Below are 17,660 nucleotides of genomic sequence, written 5' to 3'. Positions count from 1 at the left end.
ATGTATTTAATATTCTGTAGGACGAATATCTTCTATCTGCAACTGAACTTGATTCTTTTTGAATACGTTGTCTTCTATAGTATACGCTATGTCGAAACTGCGTTTGCTTTTGATGTATCGTGCACTTGCACTCTGTCCAAAGGCTATACCATTGACCACGTTGCTTGATTTCGAATCGACTAATTCTAATTTGATATGTTCCTGTTGCCTGCCAACTACTTTGCTTGTGCCATAGTCATAGACACCTATGGTGCAGAACAAAGGTTTTGGATTTCCAGGACCAAAAGGTGCAAATTTTTTCAAGTCAGTATGCAACTTTTTAGTAATATCCTTAAAATCGAGCACAGCATCGATATCAAGTGTTGCTTCGATTTGTTCAGGTTCGATATGGCTTTCGACATATTCCTGGAATCGTTTTCTGAATTCCTTTACATCTTCCCATTTCATAGTAAGACCTGCAGCATAAGTATGTCCGCCAAAGTTGATAAGGAGATCGCGGCAACTTTTAATTGCAGAATAGATGTCAAAACCTGTGACACTTCGAGCAGAACCTGTTGCGAATTCACCAAATTTAGTGATAACTACGGTAGGTCGAAAATAGATTTCTGTCAGTCGAGATGCTACAATACCGATGACACCTTTTTTCCAGTTTTCATCATAGAGTACAATACTCGACTGATGTTTTTGGCTTTCCAATCTTCCTACGATTTGGTTGGCTTCTTCCGTCATCTGCTTGTCAATATCTTTGCGCTGTTCGTTATATTCGTTGATATGTTTTGCCATTTGGATAGCGGAGGAGAAATCCTTTTCAACTAGCAAGTCTACGCTTTCCTTACCATTCTCCATACGTCCAGATGCATTAATTCTTGGACCTATTTTAAAGATTATATCGCTCATCGTGATATTTCTTCCATTTAGGCCACAGATATCGATAATTGCTTTCAAGCCGACGCTTGGATTCTGATTTAGTTGTTTGAGTCCATGGAAGGCAAGTATACGATTTTCATCAACTACAGGAACGATGTCTGCTGCAATTGCCACAGCACAAAAGTCGAGGAGAGGAATTAACTGCGAGAATGGAATACCATTATTTTTAGCCCAGCCTTGCATAAATTTAAAGCCGACACCACATCCGCACAAGTGTTTGAAAGGAAAACTATCGTCTGTTCTTTTGGGATTGAGAATGGCCACAGCTTCAGGCATCACATCGTCAGGAACGTGATGGTCACAAATGATAAAGTCTATGCCAAGACTTTTCGCATAGGCTATCTCTTCAATAGCTTTGATTCCACAATCAAGTATAATAATCAGTTTAACACCGTTTTCGTATGCATAGTCTATTCCTTGTTTGCTCACACCATATCCCTCGTTATAGCGGTCGGGTATATAGTATTCTATATTGGAATAGAATTGCTGTAGAAATTTGTACACCAGTGCTACTGCTGTGCATCCGTCCACATCGTAGTCGCCATATACCAAGATTCTTTCTTTTCTACCCATAGCATCGTTCAGTCGATCTACGGCCACATCCATATCCTTCATAAGGAAAGGGTTGATGAGGTCGCCCAATTGTGGGCGAAAAAATCTTTTGGCGGCACTTTCTGTGGAGATGCCACGTCGTATAAGCAATTGCGCTAGGATAGTGCTCATGTTGAGCTTTTCTCCTAAGGCTTTAGCTGCTTCGTCTTGTTCTGATGTAGGTGTCGTGTATTTCCATTTAAAATGCATTTTAAATTATTTTTATTTCTGCCCGTAAAGTTACAAAAAAAAAGCGTAAAACAATATTGTTTTACGCTTTTTTGTATCTTGTAAACTATTCCGCTTAGCGGATAGGTTTGACTTGTACTTATTTAGATGCCAAGTTTCTTACGAAGGTTCTTAGGTACTGCATTTTTATTTACCATGAAATCCATGGTCTTGTAAGCAACATATTTTTTGGTCATGTACCATGTGCCATTATACTTACCATACTTACCCCATGAGTTCTTTACCATGTAGTATTCCTTACCATTTTGGTCTTTAGCGATACCATAGATATGCATACCATGGTCGTCTGTTGTTTCCCAGTTATCATATGCTTCCTGACGCATTTCCTGAGTAGGAGTGATTTCTGGAGCATTTACACCTAGAGAATCAAATTTTTCTTTCTTTTCATCCTTAGACATTTTGAACCAATGGTCAGCATCGGTACCTGCCATAGAGCGAACCTTCTTTACATCGAAGGCAATGCCAAGACCCTGACGGGTGAATCCATCCTCAGTTACGTCGCCACCCCATGCTACAGTATAACCATTTTTGATAGCGTTATCAATGATAGCGCAAAGATCGTCCATTGGTACGTTGTAGCTCATTGGCCAACGCCAGTTATCTTGTACTTCTACTGCAAACTGGCTCCAAAATGGGTGATGAGTAAAGCTAGTGAATGACACATAATCGTTCCAATCAAGACCCAAACTTGCTGCGAAAGACTGTGGGGTATATGTCTTACCCTGATATGTGAATTTCTCTGGGCAGTTGCCGATATAAGAATTAAGGATGCCCTGGAGACCATTCTTCCATGCTGGAGATAGTTTCTTCTTATTACTCTTAGCAATAGCCTCAACATAAGGTGTAAGTACAGAGAAGAATTCACCGAAGTTTGCTAAAGAGTCACCTGTAAGTGTACCTGGAGCAGGCATAGCAGATTCAGGTACGATACCATAGTGCTGAATGCAATACAATGGGTCGTAAGCGCTTCCACCTTCAGAGAAAGATACATCACCATGCATACGAACAGCCATTACAGCACGATCCATGTAGGTTTTGTTAGCAACAAACATCTCTGAGAGATCGTAAGTCTTACCAGTTTTTTTCAAAATCTCGCTCTCAAAGAAACTTAAAGTTGAGTAAGCCCAGCACGTACCGCTACGATTCTGATCTTTTACACTTGTGATAGGGTTCTCTTTAATTACTGTGAATACAGGAGCATTCTTGTTAACCTTAGTTGTGTCCTTGTCAGACTTAGCATTTGCACTCAATGCAAGTCCTGCAAGAGCTGCCAAAACTAAAACTTTTCTCATAATTTTAAATTGCGTCGTGTTAAGAAATAAAAATATACTTATGTATCTCTCTTCGACTGTTTTTTGTGTTATTGTTATTATTTAAATTCTCATTAATTGTTGGCCATGAAGTTTTCCACGTCTTTTGGATGATATGGAATGCGGTCTTTACCTATAAAGCGACATCCGTCTTTAGTGATGAGTACATCGTCTTCAATGCGAATACCTCCAAAGTCTTTATAGGTTTCGAGCTTATCGAAGTTTATAAACTCTTTACAGTGGCCTGATGCCTTCCATTCGTCAATGAGGGCTGGGATGAAATAGATACCTGGTTCATCAGTTACGACAAAACCTTCTTCGAGTTTTCTTCCCATACGTAGACAATTTGTACCAAATTGCTCAAGGTTAGGGCGGGTTTCTTCGTCAAAACCTACATTAATTTGGTCAAAATTCTCCATGTCATGTACGTCCATACCCATCATGTGTCCAAGTCCATGAGGAAGAAACATTGCATGGGCACCTGCAGCTACCGCTTCTTCAGTATCGCCCTTCATCAGACCTAGCTCTTTGAGCTTGTCTGTCATATGCTTACAAACAGCGAAATGTACATCCCAATACTTTACGCCTGGTTTTGCCAATTTAAGTGTCAAGTCGTGACAACTTTCCACGATAGAGTAAATTTCCAGCTGTCGCTGAGAGAATTTACCATTAACAGGAAAGGTTCGTGTGTTATCAGAGCAATAATGGTTTATGGTTTCAGCTCCGGCGTCGCATAGTGCGAGACGACCACTTTCCAAAATGTTCATGGAAGGATTTCCATGCATAATTTCGCCGTGTTGAGAGAATATGGTAGGGAAACTAACCATAGCACCATAACTATTAGCAACTCCGTCTACTTGTCCACCTACAAATTTTTCAGTTACACCTGGTTTGGTAAGACGCATTGCGGTGGTGTGCATTTTATAGCCGATAACAGCAGCTCTTTCTAGTTCTTCAATTTCTTCAGTAGTTTTACTAGAACGCATCTTTACGATAGCCTGAATCAGGTTCATTGATGCTTCTTCTTTCTGCTGATTAGGGTGAATACCCATCAAATCGAAAATTTGCAATTTGATATCGTAGCGGTAAGGAGGCAAATAATGTATCTTGCGCTTAGCAGCCATAGTTGTATTGCAGATAGTCTTTAAAGTCTTCATAGGAGCAGTATTGGCTACACCTACTTGCTCTGCCATATCGTGTACACTATCTACTTTGCCGTACCATACGATATCTTCAATTTCGATATCATCCCCGACAAGTGTTTCTATATTGTTGTCGATATCAATGACGCCTACTAATCCATCCCGTTTCTGTCCGAAATAGTACAGAAATGAAGAGTCCTGACGGAACGGATAGTAACTATTATTAGGAAAGTTACAAGGCGATTCGTTGTTACCAAAAAGAATAATTACGCCGCTTCCAACTAGTTTTTTAAGTTCTTCGCGACGTTCTATATAAGTTTGCTTATTAAACATATTCGTTATAAAGTCATAAACTTTTGGCAAAGGTAAAACTTTTTTTGGTAAAAATATAGTAACTTTGCAATAAAATGGGATATTTACTTTAAAATTATCAATATTTAGCAGTTTACTGATGAAATTAAACTTAAACACAGGACTTGTACTGGAAGGAGGAGGCATGCGAGGAGTATTTACAAGTGGTGTACTTGATGCCTTTATGAAGCATGAACTGTATTTTCGTTATGTTTGTGCCGTTTCTGCTGGTGCCTGTAATGGTATGAGCTACATCAGTCGTCAGCCTCGTCGTGCTCGCATATCTAATATCGACTATCTTGATCGTTATAAATATATAGGTATACGTCATTTGGTTACTCAGGGATGCATTTTCGACAGAGAATTGCTTTATGATAAGTTTCCAAATCAGCTTTTGCCGTTCGACTTTGATACTTATTTTAAATATGCACATCGTTTTGAATGTGTAACGACTAATTGTAAGACAGGAAGACCTATGTATCTTCAGGAACTGAGTGATCGACAGCGTGCATTGGATATAGTTCGTGCTTCGAGTAGTTTGCCCTATGTTAGTAAGATCGTAAATGTTGATGGCATTCCGATGCTCGATGGAGGTATTGCTGACAGTATACCTGTAGAGCGTGCTATTGCAATGGGGCATCCTAATAATGTGGTGGTGCTCACTCGAAATAAGGGGTGGAGAGATGAAAGCAAAGATCGTAAAGTTCCTTATTTTATTTATAAAAATTATCCTCGTCTTAGACTGGCTTTAAGTAAACGACATGTTTCATACAATGCGCAGATAAACTTAATTGATGAATTGGAAGAGAAAGGGCAGATAAAGTGTATTCGACCAATTCGTCCGTTGGAAGTAGGAAGAATAGAGAAAGATGTCAATAAATTGGAACGTCTATATGAGGAAGGATTTGAATTGGGTGAAAAATTTTGTATAGAAAATGGATATTAGACGGGATTTTTAATGTCTTTTGTTTACATCATTTTATGGTTCATTTCACACTTACGTATAATGGCTGAGAAAAAATCTCAGCCATTATACGTATATCTTGTGTTAGAATTTTATGTATTCCTTCACTCTTTGTTACTCAATGGTGTTTGGCTTATTTTTTCTTGGCATTTCGTGCAAATGCAAATAATTCCAATGGAAGGTGGCAGTAACCATCAGGGTGCTTATCTAAGTAATTCTGATGATATTCATCTGCAGCATAATAATTCTTCAAGGGTTCTACTTCTACTACGATAGGCTTGTCATAAAGAGCCTGTTGCTCAGTCATAACTTTATCGATAATAGGTTTTTGACTTTCTTCTGTATAATAGATTCCTGTACGATAACGTGTACCTTCGTCTTCACCTTGTTTGTTGAGGCTGGTTGGGTCTATTGCCTTAAAAAACATATTGAGTAAGAATTCTAAGTCGAGCTTGGTCTCGTCATATGCGATACGTACAGTTTCTGCATAACCTGTAGTGTCTGTGTATACTTCTTTATATATTGGGTTAGGTGTATTACCATTAGCAAATCCTGTTTCTGTTTCCAGTACACCTTCGATTTGTTTAAAGAAGTGACTTACTCCCCAAAAGCAACCGCCTGCAAGATATAAATTCTTCATATTTTTGTGTTAGTTGTTAAATATTCTCTCTTTGTATTTATACGGCAAAGATACATATGTTTTTTGAATTGTACAAATATACAAATAGAATTATTTAGTCTGTTTGGGGAAGCATATAAAAAAGTGGAAGAAACTATTCGAAGTATCTTCCACTATGTATCTTATTCGGGAGTCTTATTTTTTCTTTTTAAGCAAATCAGGTCGGAGTGCTTTGGTTCTAGATAAAGCCTGATCCATTTCCCATTGCTTAATTTTAGCCTCGTTACCACTTAAGAGAATATCAGGTACTTTCCATCCCTTGTATTCTCTTGGACGGGTATAAATAGGAGCTGCAAGCAAATCATCCTGGAAGCAATCGCTTAGTGCACTCTGCTCATCACTGATAGCACCAGGAATAAGACGAACAATAGCGTCAGCCATAACAGCTGCGGCTAGTTCGCCACCGGTGAGTACAAAATCACCGATAGAAACCTCTTTTGTAATAAGGTGATCGCGTACACGCTGGTCTATTCCTTTGTAATGTCCACAAAGAATTATAAGGTTGCCTTTCAGTGACAGATCGTTGGCCATTTTCTGATCGAATTTTTCTCCATCAGGGCTGGTAAAGATAACTTCATCGTAATCTCTTTCTGCTTTCAGGGCAGAAATACAGCGATCGATAGGTTCACATTGCATGACCATACCTGCAAAACCACCGTATGGATAATCGTCTACACGCTTCCACTTGTCAAGAGTGTAATCGCGAAGATTATGCAAATGTATTTCGGCCAAACCTTTTTTCTGAGCTCTTGCCATGATTGACTCCTCGAAGAAACCTGTGAGCATATCTGGCAATATCGTGATAATATCTATTCTCATGTTTTTGTATACCTATTCTGATTTGTTCTTTTAACAAAACTAATTTTGTGCAAAGATACAAATTTTATTATGAAATATGATCTAAATATAGCATAACCTTATCCGAATTGCTCAATAAACTGGTCTTCTGAGATAATCGGGATGTTCAGTTGATGGGCTTTTTGGTTTTTACCACTAGTCGATGTCACATCATTATTGATAAGATAGGAAGTGCTTTTGCTTACGCTTCCTGTAACTTTTCCTCCTTGGCTCTCAATATACGCTTTGAGTTCGTTACGGTTCTTATAGTGATGTACATCACCGGTTATTACGAAGGTAAGTCCTTCGCATTTCTGTCCCAACGGGTTATTATCGTCTTGTGATAAGTGGAGTAGCCCTAATAAATTGCGGTATTCATTCTGATTTTCTTCATCACTAAACCATTTCACCACAGATGCACTTTTCTCTGGTCCTAAACCGTCTATTCCTGCAAAAATAGCAATACGTGTATCGATGCTGAGTGGAGTAAACGTATTTGCATCTGTAGTACCTTCTGTAGTATTCGATAGAAGATTTTCTTGCTCATGCTGTGCAAAGAGGTCGAGTTCGTAGTCATCCTCCTTTTCTGTAACAATAGGCTTGTTGATGTTCGGATTACCGCTGGCTATAGCTGCCAGTTTTTCAAGTGGATAGCTTTTGAGCAGGCGATTACATACATCTTTGCCGACTAAAGGAATGCAGAGCGCATAAAGTAACTTGTGTGCTTCAGCATTTCGACTCTTCTCAATAGCTTTGTGAATGTTATTGGCACTTTTTTTACCAAAGCCTTCTAGAGTTGCTATCTGATTGAGGTGAGCTGAAAGTCTGAAGATATCAGCATATTCCTTTATCCATCCCATGTTTATGAATCGAGAAAGAGTTTGTTCACTGATACCATCAATGTCGAGACCATCTTTCGAAACAAAACGTGCGAATTTTTTCAACTGTTTCGCTGGACATTTGGGATTGGAACAGTGCAGAGTCCGTGTTCCGCTGGCGATACTTGTGACAATTTGTGTCTGTGAATGACAGACAGGACAAGTTTCAGGAATATGTAGTTCACCTACTTTCTGTTGTACTTGAATAACCTTAGGAATAATCTTATTAGCTTTGATAACAGATAGTACACTATCTTTGTCACCAATGCCTAAGCGCTCACATTCGCTGATATTACAAAGGCTAGCTCGTTGTACAGTTGTCCCTTCCAACTCTACAGGTTCAAATACTGCTACAGGGGATATTGTGCTTGCTGCGCAACTCCATTCGATGTGGTCGAGCTTAGAAGTTGCGCTTTCATCCTTCCATTTGAAGGCATATCCTGCTCGTGTTGCATGATGGCCAGTGATGCTTCCTGTTTGAGAGTATTCGTAATCTTCGTAGGCGATAACCAATCCATCTACAGGGAAAGGATTCTTATTCTTGGTAACTTCTTCAGTCCATCGATCAATAACCTTTTGAATGTTGTCTTGGTTTGGAGTAAGTATACATTCGTGTTTTACGGTTTTCATACCATTATCCTCAAGGAATGCCATACGTTTTCCCCAACTATTGATATTCTCATCAGTATAGACCAAAGTGAAAGGTATCCACTGAAGGTGACGTGATTTTACTTCATCAATATCTTTCAGTGTGAGCGATCCTGATGCTAGATTTCTTGGATTGGCATAGTCTTCGCCACTTTCAATAAGAAATTGATTAAAGTCGGCATATGAAATAACGCACTCGCCTCTGACTACAATATGGCCTTTATTTTTAATCTTTTGGGGAATACCTTGGATAGCTGGTGCCAAGTGGGTAATATTCGTACCGAAATGACCATCTCCTCGTGTAACTACTTTTGTAAGTTTCCCTTTGTCGTAAGTAGCGACCAGTGTTAGTCCATCAAGTTTCCATGAAATCCAGATGGGCTTTCCATCTGCCCATTTTGTAAGATCTTCTGTTTTTTTTGTTTTGGCTAATGATAAAGCGGCAAATTCATGCTCCTCCTTTTGGCCTGTTATGCTGTCGGCGGATACATGATGAATAGGGGACTCTTCAAGTATAACTCCTGTTTCCTGTTCTAAAACTTTGAGTCTGTCAAAAAGAGCATCCCATTCGTAGTCGGTCATTATTTCTGCCTGACCGTTATAATAAGCGTCTGCAGCTCTATTCAATAGATCCACAGCCTTTCTCATTTCTAATATTTTGTCTTCAGCCATATTCGGTTTTATTTTTCAATGCAAAGATAAATAAAAAAAACGGGAATCCCTAATTTTAGGAATCCCCGTCTTTCTATTATTTCTCTCTCTAGAGTGAATTAAAAGAATCACTTCTTTAATCCACGATTTTTCAATGTTGTATTGAGAATAACCTCATACTGTTTATATTGGTCGGGTGTGAGGATATAACTCATGTTTGTGAGATTGTTGTGAATAGCTTGAGCTACCAATTCCTTTTTTTCTTCATTAGGAGCAACTGCAGCATTCATCATTTCTGCATCGAAAGTTTTGGCAATGTCATTGATACATTCCAATTGGTCGGTAGACAAATCCAAAGCTTCACCAATCTTACGTGTATTGAAATTAACCATAAAGGTTTTGGTCTCATTCATGACACTTGCTTCTTCGTTACCTGCAAATGTTGCAGTAACAGTTAGAATTGTAATTAGTGTTAAAATAACCTTTTTCATCTTTTTACCTTTCCTTTCTTCAATAAGAATTTGAATTCTTATCGTCTAATTATTTATCCTAATATCTCTTAAATACGATGCAAATGTATACATAAAAAGGATAATGAGCAAGTCTTTTTTTGTTTTTGTGTGCGTAAACAGTATGTTTTTTGACCTATATCAATGTCGTTCCATTTTCTTTTTATACCTTTGCAACATCAAATAAAAAAAATGGAAAAGATAGTTATTGGTATCGACGTAGGCATTAGTACTACTAAAATTGTAGGAGTAGACCATAAAGGAAATATTATTGCTCCTATTCGAATTAAGGCAACTGATCCTATCACTTCTCTATATGGTGCTTTTGGTAAATATCTTCATGATAATCAGATTACGCTTTCCCAGGTAGAAAAGGTGATGTTGACAGGTGTTGGAGCTGCTTATATTAATGAACCAATATATGGTTTGCCTACCGGAAAAGCCGAAGAGTTTGTTTCTGATGGTCTTGGTGCTCGTTATGAAGCTAAACTTGATCGGATGATAGTAGTTAGCATGGGAACTGGTACTTCTATCGTAAAGTGTGACGGTGACGAGATTAAGCATATTGGTGGTATTGGTATTGGAGGTGGTACTTTGGCGGGCTTGAGTCGTATTATGCTGAAAACTGATGATATAAAAACGCTGATAAACCTGGCTAACGAAGGCGATATTTCTAAAATAAATTTGCTGATTAAGGATATTAGTGCCAGTCCACTTCCTGGATTACCGATGGATGCCACGGCTTCTCTTTTTAGTGCAGCTAAAGCAAATGCCAGTAGAGAAGATATTGCCAAGGGGTTAATTCATATGGTGCTTCAGACTATCGGTTCAGCTACTATTTTGTCTTCTTTGGGCAGTGGTATTAAAGATTTCGTATTGATAGGCAATATGACTTTGCTACCTCAGTGCAGAGATGTTTATCCAGCGATGGAAAAAATGTATCACGTACATTTCCGAATACCTAAATATTCTGAGTTTTGTACGGCAATAGGGGCAGCTCTGAGTTATACCCAAAAAAAGCAGTATCAAAATATTTGATGATTTGATAAAAAGTATAAAGGTCACTTTTAGTAGTGGCCTTTTTTCATAGTAGTGTTTTGATATTTTTTCCTTAATAGAACTACTTACTTAGATAAAGGCTTTTTGTGTGCACTGTATTCTGTCACTACGATAATTGGCGAACTGTTGCTGATTTCTACAGTCCGTACAGAGTTGTATGTCAAATAATTTATCAAAAAACAGCGCTTTCAAAAATCGTCATCTAGCTCAAAATCTTTAGCTTTTGATCAGCCTGTTTGGACTTTTTTCTTCCCCTCGATTTTCTCTCCCGCCAAAACCACAGGTCCTAGGGGTCGAAACCTAAGACTTTGTTCGCTAAACTCTATGACCTTATCGCATCAACCCTAAGCTTTCGACCCCTAGGACCTGTGGTTTTGGCGCCCATTTGTTAAACCATCGAAGTGTAAAATGTGTAACGCGTTGATATTCAGGTAGATACAAAAATGCTTCAAAATTCGCGTATTTGAGGTGGTCTTACTTCGCAATTCCAAATACGCAAATTATAAGACGGCTTGTGTCAATTAAATTCAAATATGTATTATGTTTGTTATGGTTTTAGTTTGTAAAGTACTGAGATTTGCTAAATAACGATTGAGGGGTGGCATATTATCATGATGAAATGAAATATGTCACCCCTTATTGAGATTTTACCTTTTATGTATTCACGATATGTTTATTTATCTTATAGAATTCCTAATTTACAGAGCGAGATGAGAGTAATATATCCCATAACAAGACAAACTATACCTGTTATAAGACCAGCTTTAAGCATATCATTCTGCTTAATTAAACCAGTACTGTAAGCAATAGCATTAGGTGGTGTACTAATAGGAAGACACATCGCTGTAGAAGCTGCTATAGCTATGCCGATAAGTATAGTAGCAGTTCCACCGATAGGATTTAGACTGTTACCCATACCTTGACATACAACAGTAAGGATAGGGATGAGTAAAGCAGCGGTTGCAGTATTTGAAATAAAATTGCTAAGGGTGTAGCATACCAAACCACTGACTATGAGGATAAGCAGCGGGTTGAGGTTTGCAAATGGAATACTCTTGACTGCATTTTCCGCCAGTCCAGTACCGTTCATTGCTAATCCCAAAGCAAATCCACCGGCTACCATCCAAATTACTCCCCAATCGATATCTCTCAAATCTTCAGAATTAATTACTCCAGTGAAAGCAAATATGGCGATGGGTAACATCGCGACGGTGTTAGCATTGATGCCGAAGAGAGATTTTCCTGCAATCCACAGAAATATGGTAAGTCCAAATGTGAACGCAACTACATAAGTTCGCCAGTTCCACTGAATGTTTCCTTCTATATTGAGTTCTATGTTTTTTTGTGAGAATGGAAATAGTTTTTTAACGATAAACCAAGCAATTATCAGCATGATAAGCACCATAGGTACCATGATCATCATCCATTGGCCGAAACCTATTGTCATGCCAAGACTTTCCAACGTTTTATAGGCAAATGCATTAGGTGGTGTTCCGATGGGGGTTCCCATACCACCAAGATTTGCACCGATAGGAATTGCCATAGTCAGAGCTATGCGTCCTTTGCCATTGGCTGGTAACGAGCGAAAAACAGGGGTGAGAAAAGTAAGCATCATTGCTGCAGTTGCGGTATTACTGATAAACATAGAAAAAATGCCAGTAATAAGGATAAATCCTAAAAGTACATTTTCACTTTTCTTTCCGAATGGCTTGATTAAATTTTTGGCTAGGAGAACGTCGAGCCCAGATTTAGTGGCTGCGATAGCTAAGATAAAACCACCCAAGAAAAGAATAATAGTAGGATCTGCAAAGCATGCCATGATACCTTGATAATCAAGTAATTTTCCTGTTTCTCCTTCGCTTCCTTGCAGAAAATTGAATGCAGAGTCGGATACACAAAATAGTAATACAAAGATAATCGTAACAGAAGTAGCCCATGCTGGAATTGCTTCTGTAAGCCATAGAAGTACAGCCATGGTGAAAATAGCGATAACGCGCTGTTGAACTATTGTCAAGCCTTCAATGCCGAAACTGTCGATAGGAAGATTCCATACGATAACGGTTAATAAGGCCGTAACAAGAAACATAATTCCTTTTCGCTTGTTAAAATCTCCGGTCAATACTTTTTTAATAGGGTTTGCCATAAGCTTTATGTTTTAAATGGTAATTTATTGCATTGTATTGTGTCTATTTTGTCAAAACTCCGGCTAAGATACAATGATTTTATAAATAATTTGACGTCTTAAATATTAAAAAAAATAAAATTAGAAATATCTATCGTATTTATTTCTGATTTTATTATCTTTGCTCCTAAAACTAGGTTTTATGAAAATATATACAAAAACAGGTGATCAGGGGCAAACATCTTTAACTCAAGGCTTACGAGTGGATAAGGATGATGTACGTATAGAGGCAAATGGAGAATTGGATGAACTGAATGCTATAATAGGTATTGTGAAAAGTTTGATGCAAGATGATTATATTCATGTGAAAAAGTTAGATCGTATTCAGCAGTGTTTGATGTATGTGATGAGTTGTGTGGCATCAGATGAGCGAATGAGGCAGAAAAAAGATGTGGATATGCTAATAGAAGTGAATTCAGGTATGGAAAAAGAAATTGACCTTATTGCTGGAGAAAAAAACTTTGGATTCGTGCTTCCTGGGCAGAATCGTTTGTCTGCTTTTGTACATCTAGCTCGTGCCAAAACTCGAACGGGGGAACGTCGACTTTGGACGGTTAATCGTTTATATCCAGTAATGCCTGAAATTATGCAATTTATGAATCGTCTTTCTGATTATTTTTATGCTCTATCTCTATTATAATAGGATATAATAGTAAAAACGAAAAATACAAAAAGGCTACATTGTAAAAGTGTAGCCTCTTTGTATTTTTTTAAATCAATTGTTATTTACTGATTAGTTAGCAGATTCAAATTCATTCAAGAACTCCGTGTCGTTCTCCGAGAAGAGACGAAGGTCGCTAACTTTATACTTTAAGTTTGTGATACGCTCAACTCCCATACCGAATGCGTAACCGGTATAAACCTTAGAGTCAATGCCTGCAGCCTCGAGTACATTAGGGTCTACCATACCACAACCAAGAATTTCTACCCAACCTGTATGTTTACAGAAAGAACATCCTTTGCCTCCACAGATGTCACAACTGATATCCATTTCTGCACTAGGCTCTGTAAATGGGAAATAACTTGGACGAAGACGTATTTTTGTTTCAGGACCAAACATTTCACGTGCAAATGTAAGTAAAACTTGCTTTAAGTCTTCAAAACTAACATTTTTGTCAACGTATAGACCTTCTACTTGATGGAAGAAGCAGTGAGCGCGAGCAGAAATGGCTTCGTTACGATATACGCGACCTGGGCACAAAATACGGAATGGAGGTTTATGTGTCTCCATGAAGTGACTCTGATCACCAGATGTGTGACTACGAAGCAATACATTCTTGGTTACATCGTTAGGATTGCTCTGCTCGATGAAAAAGGTGTCCTGCATGTCGCGTGCAGGATGGTCTGCAGCAAAATTAAGTTTGGTAAATACGTGCAAGTCATCATCAATTTCAGGACCATCGGCTAGCACAAACCCCATACGGCTGAAAATTTCAATAATTTGATTCTTTACCAAAGTCAAAGGATGACGAGAACCAAGGCTAATAGGATAGGCTGTACGTGTCAGGTCTATATCTTCGCTTGTTACGTCAGCTTCAGCTTGAGCTTCTCTCAATTCATTAATTTTATTGAGAGCTGTTTGCTTCAGTTCATTAATTTTGATACCAACTGCTTTCTTTTGGTCAGCTGCCACATTGCGGAAGTCTGCCATAAGAGCGTTGATTTCACCTTTCTTACTGAGATACTTTAGTCGCAGTTGCTCAATTTCTTCAGCGTTCTGCGCATGTAAGTTGTTCACTTCTTGGAGAAGTGCTTCAATCTTTTCTAGCAACATATATTGTAAAAACGTTTTTATTCTTTTTCGAAAATCGATTGCAAATATACAAATTATTTTAGACATAATGATAGTGAATAAAAAATTATTTGTATTTTTGCCGGTGATTTGAGGGAATGACACAAAAGTCAGTTACATTTTAGATATATGAAGAAAGCTTTTTTAACAAGCATGTCATTAATTGTGCTGTGCATATGCTTTACTGCGACAGGATGTTCTGAGAAGAAACCATCTTCTATAGATTCGACAAGCATTGACTCTATCGTTGCTGCAGATACGGTAAAAACGGATTCTGCAGAGAATTTGATAGCAGAAACTCCTATGCCTAAAGCAGCGGACGAACTTTTTGATGACTTTATCTTCAATTTTTCTGCAAATAAAAAGTTGCAGCATGAACGTATTCATTTTCCTCTGCCGGTATATAGAAATGGAAAAGTCGAAAAGTCGATTGCTAAAACCGAGTGGAAAATGGAGCATTTCTTTATGCGTCAAGGGTATTATACGCTGATTTTTGATAATCGCAAACAAATGAATTTGGTGAAAGATACTACTATTGATCATGTAATCATAGAAAAGGTATTTTTTAAAATTAAAACTGTTAAGCAATATTTGTTTAATCGAATTAATGGCCGATGGATGATGACTAGTATTAATCTGAAACCTATGTTCGAAAATAATAATGCTAGTTTCCTCAAGTTCTATCAGCATTTTGCAGTGGATACAGCTTTCCAGTCTCGTCATTTAGCATCTACTATAAAATTTACAGGCCCAGATCCTGATGATGATTTTAGTACAATGACTGGAGATATTGATGCCGAAACATGGCCAGCTTTTGCACCTAAGTTGCCTGCTGGAATGATATATAATATAGTTTATGGTCAGAAGTATGCCGAAAGTACGCAAAAAATATTTGTGATTAGAGGTATTGCTAATGGTATGGAGACGGAATTGACTTTTCGTCGCATAAAAGGTAAATGGCAACTTGTACAACTTACAACCTAATTTTGGCTTTTTTGACTCAATTTTTATTAAAATGAAAGACTTAAAAAACTTCAACTTGTTGCCATATAATACATTTGGCATTGAAGCATATTGTAAACGTTTCGTGGAGTTTGATACGGTAGAGGAATTATCTGTATTTGTCAAAACGCTTACCCAAGAAGATTCTCCCTTACTTTTACTTGGAGGTGGCAGTAATTTGCTTCTTACAGGTGATTATCCAGGTACTGTTCTTCATAGTGCCATTAAGGGTATTGGTGTCGTAAAAACAGACGCTAAGTGTGGTGATGTATTTGTGCGCTGTGGAAGTGGTGAAGTCTTTGATGATGTCGTGGCATACTGTGTAGAGCATGGGTATTATGGCATGGAAAACTTGAGCCTAATACCAGGTGAAGTTGGTGCTAGTGCTGTACAGAATATAGGTGCTTATGGTGCAGAAGCTAAAGATGTTATTCAGATGGTAGAGGCCATTGAAATTGATACAGGAAAAAAAGTTTGTTTTTCCAATGCTGATTGTAAATATAGTTACCGGCAAAGTAAATTTAAGAATGAGTGGCGAGATAAATATGTTATTACTTATGTTACTTATCGTCTTAGTCTGACTTTTCAGCCTAATATAGATTATGGAAACATTCGTGAAAGGTTAGGTGGATATACAGAAAAAGTTACAGCGTCTATTCTTCGCAATGCGATAATTGATATTCGTCGAGCTAAATTGCCTGATCCAAAAGTTCAGGGCAATGGTGGTAGCTTCTTCATGAATCCAATTATAGAAGAGGAGCAATTTAAGAAGCTAAAGGCAAAATTTCCAGATTTAAAATATTATGAAGTTGCATCACCTGACAAATTGAGTTATAAGATTCCTGCAGGATGGATGATCGAACAATGTGGATGGAAAGGTAAAAATGTAGGTCCTGCAGGTGTACATGATAAGCAGGCTTTGGTATTGGTAAATCTTGGAGGTGCTAAAGGGAAAGATATTATCCACCTTTGTGAAATGATACAAAGGGATGTAAAAACAAAGTTCGGTGTAGATATTTATCCTGAAGTCAATATTAAATAATGAGTAAGTCTCTTCATATTACATTATTAGGAACAGGAACATCTCAGGGTGTTCCTGTTTTGGGTTGTGAGTGTGATGTTTGTCGCTCTCAAGATCCACGTGATCATCGTTTAAGGTGCGCAGCATTAATAGAGGATGAGCATACTAGAATTTTAATTGATGCAGGTCCGGACATTCGCCAGCAATTATTACAAGTCCCATTTCGCAAGATAGATGCAGTTTTAGTTACTCACGCTCACTATGATCATGTGGGGGGAATGGATGATTTGCGTCCATATTGTAAGGCTTTTGGTGATATAAATATTTTTGGAAATGAGACAGCAATAGTTAGTTTGCGTCAAATGTTGCCTTATTGTTTTCCTAAAGATGCTTCTTTGCTTTATCCTGGAGTTCCTAAGCTTAAACTTCATAGCATTAAACCTCATGAAAAGCTTAGTTTTGGAGAAATAGAAATCACTCCGATTAGTGTGATGCATGATAAATTGCCGATATTAGGTTATCGGTTTGGGAAGTTTGCTTATATTACAGATATGAAGTCTATGGATAATGAAGAATATACTTATCTGAGTGGTGTAAAGGTGCTAGTTGTTAATGCTTTGCGTTTTGATAAGCCCCATCATAGTCATCAGTTGGTAGACGATGCTATAGCTTTAGCTCAAAAAATTAATGCACAAAAGGTATACCTTATTCATGTTACTCATGATATTGGTATTCATTGTGAGGCAAACAAGAAACTTCCTGAGGGTATATGTTTTGCCTATGATGGGATGTGTATAGATGTATAATTTGCTGAATTACAAAAAAAAGATGTAATTTTTTTATCTTTTTTTTGTGTTTCATATAGAAA

At 37.9% G+C, this 17,660-nt stretch carries 15 protein-coding genes; 6 read left to right on the top strand and 9 right to left on the bottom strand.

Annotated elements, in window-relative coordinates; translation table 11 throughout:
- Positions 1 to 6: 6 nt before the first annotated feature.
- From recJ to L6471_RS10310, 3 genes are all read right to left on the bottom strand, one after another.
- The gene (gene recJ / locus L6471_RS10320; RefSeq protein ID WP_006283393.1) at positions 7 to 1,728 is read right to left on the bottom strand and encodes a single-stranded-DNA-specific exonuclease RecJ; all 1,722 of its coding nucleotides are present in this window, start codon (positions 1,726 to 1,728) and stop codon (positions 7 to 9) included.
- 122 nt (positions 1,729 to 1,850) lie between these two features.
- Positions 1,851 to 3,059, bottom strand: coding sequence for a C1 family peptidase (locus L6471_RS10315; protein ID WP_027452899.1), 1,209 nt, complete (start codon positions 3,057 to 3,059; stop codon positions 1,851 to 1,853).
- A gap of 92 nt (positions 3,060 to 3,151) precedes the next feature.
- Positions 3,152 to 4,552 carry an aminopeptidase P family protein gene (locus tag L6471_RS10310; RefSeq protein ID WP_237797290.1) on the bottom strand — a complete coding sequence of 467 codons (1,401 nt, stop codon included), beginning with the start codon at positions 4,550 to 4,552 and terminating at the stop codon, positions 3,152 to 3,154.
- Between the two features lie 118 nt (positions 4,553 to 4,670).
- On the opposite strand from L6471_RS10310, the gene L6471_RS10305 reads away from it, so the two are divergent.
- Positions 4,671 to 5,516, top strand: coding sequence for a patatin-like phospholipase family protein (locus L6471_RS10305; protein WP_006283396.1), 846 nt, complete (start codon positions 4,671 to 4,673; stop codon positions 5,514 to 5,516).
- Positions 5,517 to 5,667: 151 nt separating this feature from the next.
- On the opposite strand, the gene msrA is transcribed toward L6471_RS10305, so the two are convergent.
- From msrA to L6471_RS10285, 4 genes are all read right to left on the bottom strand, one after another.
- Positions 5,668 to 6,174 carry a peptide-methionine (S)-S-oxide reductase MsrA gene (gene msrA, locus L6471_RS10300; protein ID WP_006283397.1) on the bottom strand — a complete coding sequence of 169 codons (507 nt, stop codon included), beginning with the start codon at positions 6,172 to 6,174 and terminating at the stop codon, positions 5,668 to 5,670.
- 174 nt (positions 6,175 to 6,348) lie between these two features.
- Positions 6,349 to 7,032: a tRNA (guanosine(37)-N1)-methyltransferase TrmD gene (gene trmD, locus L6471_RS10295; protein WP_006283398.1), complete on the bottom strand. Its 684-nt coding sequence runs from the start codon at positions 7,030 to 7,032 to the stop codon at positions 6,349 to 6,351.
- 98 nt (positions 7,033 to 7,130) lie between these two features.
- Positions 7,131 to 9,248, bottom strand: coding sequence for an NAD-dependent DNA ligase LigA (gene ligA, locus L6471_RS10290; protein WP_237797289.1), 2,118 nt, complete (start codon positions 9,246 to 9,248; stop codon positions 7,131 to 7,133).
- A 107-nt stretch (positions 9,249 to 9,355) separates the two neighbouring features.
- Positions 9,356 to 9,718, bottom strand: coding sequence for a hypothetical protein (locus L6471_RS10285; RefSeq protein ID WP_006283400.1), 363 nt, complete (start codon positions 9,716 to 9,718; stop codon positions 9,356 to 9,358).
- Between the two features lie 210 nt (positions 9,719 to 9,928).
- Here L6471_RS10285 and coaW point away from each other — a divergent pair, with 210 nt between their 5' ends.
- Complete coding sequence (gene coaW / locus L6471_RS10280; protein WP_094447910.1) at positions 9,929 to 10,774, top strand: type II pantothenate kinase; 846 nt, start codon at positions 9,929 to 9,931, stop codon at positions 10,772 to 10,774.
- A gap of 703 nt (positions 10,775 to 11,477) precedes the next feature.
- On the opposite strand, the gene L6471_RS10275 is transcribed toward coaW, so the two are convergent.
- Complete coding sequence (locus tag L6471_RS10275; protein ID WP_237797288.1) at positions 11,478 to 12,938, bottom strand: SLC13 family permease; 1,461 nt, start codon at positions 12,936 to 12,938, stop codon at positions 11,478 to 11,480.
- Between the two features lie 181 nt (positions 12,939 to 13,119).
- Between L6471_RS10275 and L6471_RS10270 the strand changes: the two genes are divergently transcribed.
- Complete coding sequence (locus tag L6471_RS10270; RefSeq protein WP_006283403.1) at positions 13,120 to 13,617, top strand: cob(I)yrinic acid a,c-diamide adenosyltransferase; 498 nt, start codon at positions 13,120 to 13,122, stop codon at positions 13,615 to 13,617.
- A 93-nt stretch (positions 13,618 to 13,710) separates the two neighbouring features.
- Here L6471_RS10270 and pheS read toward each other — a convergent pair whose 3' ends face one another.
- On the bottom strand, positions 13,711 to 14,751 hold the full coding sequence (gene pheS / locus L6471_RS10265; RefSeq protein WP_006283404.1) for a phenylalanine--tRNA ligase subunit alpha: 1,041 nt from the start codon (positions 14,749 to 14,751) through the stop codon (positions 13,711 to 13,713).
- Positions 14,752 to 14,898: 147 nt separating this feature from the next.
- On the opposite strand from pheS, the gene L6471_RS10260 reads away from it, so the two are divergent.
- Genes L6471_RS10260 through L6471_RS10250 form a run of 3 tightly spaced genes read left to right on the top strand, consistent with a single transcriptional unit; the run spans position 14,899 to position 17,598 of the window.
- On the top strand, positions 14,899 to 15,753 hold the full coding sequence (locus tag L6471_RS10260) for a DUF4348 domain-containing protein (protein WP_006283405.1): 855 nt from the start codon (positions 14,899 to 14,901) through the stop codon (positions 15,751 to 15,753).
- A gap of 31 nt (positions 15,754 to 15,784) precedes the next feature.
- A complete protein-coding gene (gene murB, locus L6471_RS10255; protein WP_006283406.1) occupies positions 15,785 to 16,813 on the top strand; it encodes a UDP-N-acetylmuramate dehydrogenase in 1,029 nt (342 codons plus the stop codon).
- Positions 16,813 to 17,598, top strand: coding sequence for an MBL fold metallo-hydrolase (locus L6471_RS10250; RefSeq protein WP_006283407.1), 786 nt, complete (start codon positions 16,813 to 16,815; stop codon positions 17,596 to 17,598). The genes murB and L6471_RS10250 overlap by 1 nt, the downstream gene beginning before the upstream one ends.
- Positions 17,599 to 17,660 lie beyond the last annotated feature (62 nt).

Source organism: Segatella bryantii (assembly GCF_022024215.1).
GTDB lineage: Bacteria > Bacteroidota > Bacteroidia > Bacteroidales > Bacteroidaceae > Prevotella > Prevotella bryantii.
Note: the sequence above shows the minus strand (reverse complement) of the source record. Positions and strands in the feature narration are given on the sequence as shown.

Excerpts from the sequence above, each read along its gene's own strand:
- recJ (WP_006283393.1), bottom strand. The coding sequence starts at position 1,728 with ATGCATTTTAAATGGAAATACACGACACCTACATCAGAACAAGACGAA.
- L6471_RS10315 (WP_027452899.1), bottom strand. The coding sequence starts at position 3,059 with ATGAGAAAAGTTTTAGTTTTGGCAGCTCTTGCAGGACTTGCATTGAGT.
- L6471_RS10310 (WP_237797290.1), bottom strand. The coding sequence starts at position 4,552 with ATGTTTAATAAGCAAACTTATATAGAACGTCGCGAAGAACTTAAAAAA.
- L6471_RS10305 (WP_006283396.1), top strand. The coding sequence starts at position 4,671 with ATGAAATTAAACTTAAACACAGGACTTGTACTGGAAGGAGGAGGCATG.
- msrA (WP_006283397.1), bottom strand. The coding sequence starts at position 6,174 with ATGAAGAATTTATATCTTGCAGGCGGTTGCTTTTGGGGAGTAAGTCAC.
- trmD (WP_006283398.1), bottom strand. The coding sequence starts at position 7,032 with ATGAGAATAGATATTATCACGATATTGCCAGATATGCTCACAGGTTTC.
- ligA (WP_237797289.1), bottom strand. The coding sequence starts at position 9,248 with ATGGCTGAAGACAAAATATTAGAAATGAGAAAGGCTGTGGATCTATTG.
- L6471_RS10285 (WP_006283400.1), bottom strand. The coding sequence starts at position 9,718 with ATGAAAAAGGTTATTTTAACACTAATTACAATTCTAACTGTTACTGCA.
- coaW (WP_094447910.1), top strand. The coding sequence starts at position 9,929 with ATGGAAAAGATAGTTATTGGTATCGACGTAGGCATTAGTACTACTAAA.
- L6471_RS10275 (WP_237797288.1), bottom strand. The coding sequence starts at position 12,938 with ATGGCAAACCCTATTAAAAAAGTATTGACCGGAGATTTTAACAAGCGA.
- L6471_RS10270 (WP_006283403.1), top strand. The coding sequence starts at position 13,120 with ATGAAAATATATACAAAAACAGGTGATCAGGGGCAAACATCTTTAACT.
- pheS (WP_006283404.1), bottom strand. The coding sequence starts at position 14,751 with ATGTTGCTAGAAAAGATTGAAGCACTTCTCCAAGAAGTGAACAACTTA.
- L6471_RS10260 (WP_006283405.1), top strand. The coding sequence starts at position 14,899 with ATGAAGAAAGCTTTTTTAACAAGCATGTCATTAATTGTGCTGTGCATA.
- murB (WP_006283406.1), top strand. The coding sequence starts at position 15,785 with ATGAAAGACTTAAAAAACTTCAACTTGTTGCCATATAATACATTTGGC.
- L6471_RS10250 (WP_006283407.1), top strand. The coding sequence starts at position 16,813 with ATGAGTAAGTCTCTTCATATTACATTATTAGGAACAGGAACATCTCAG.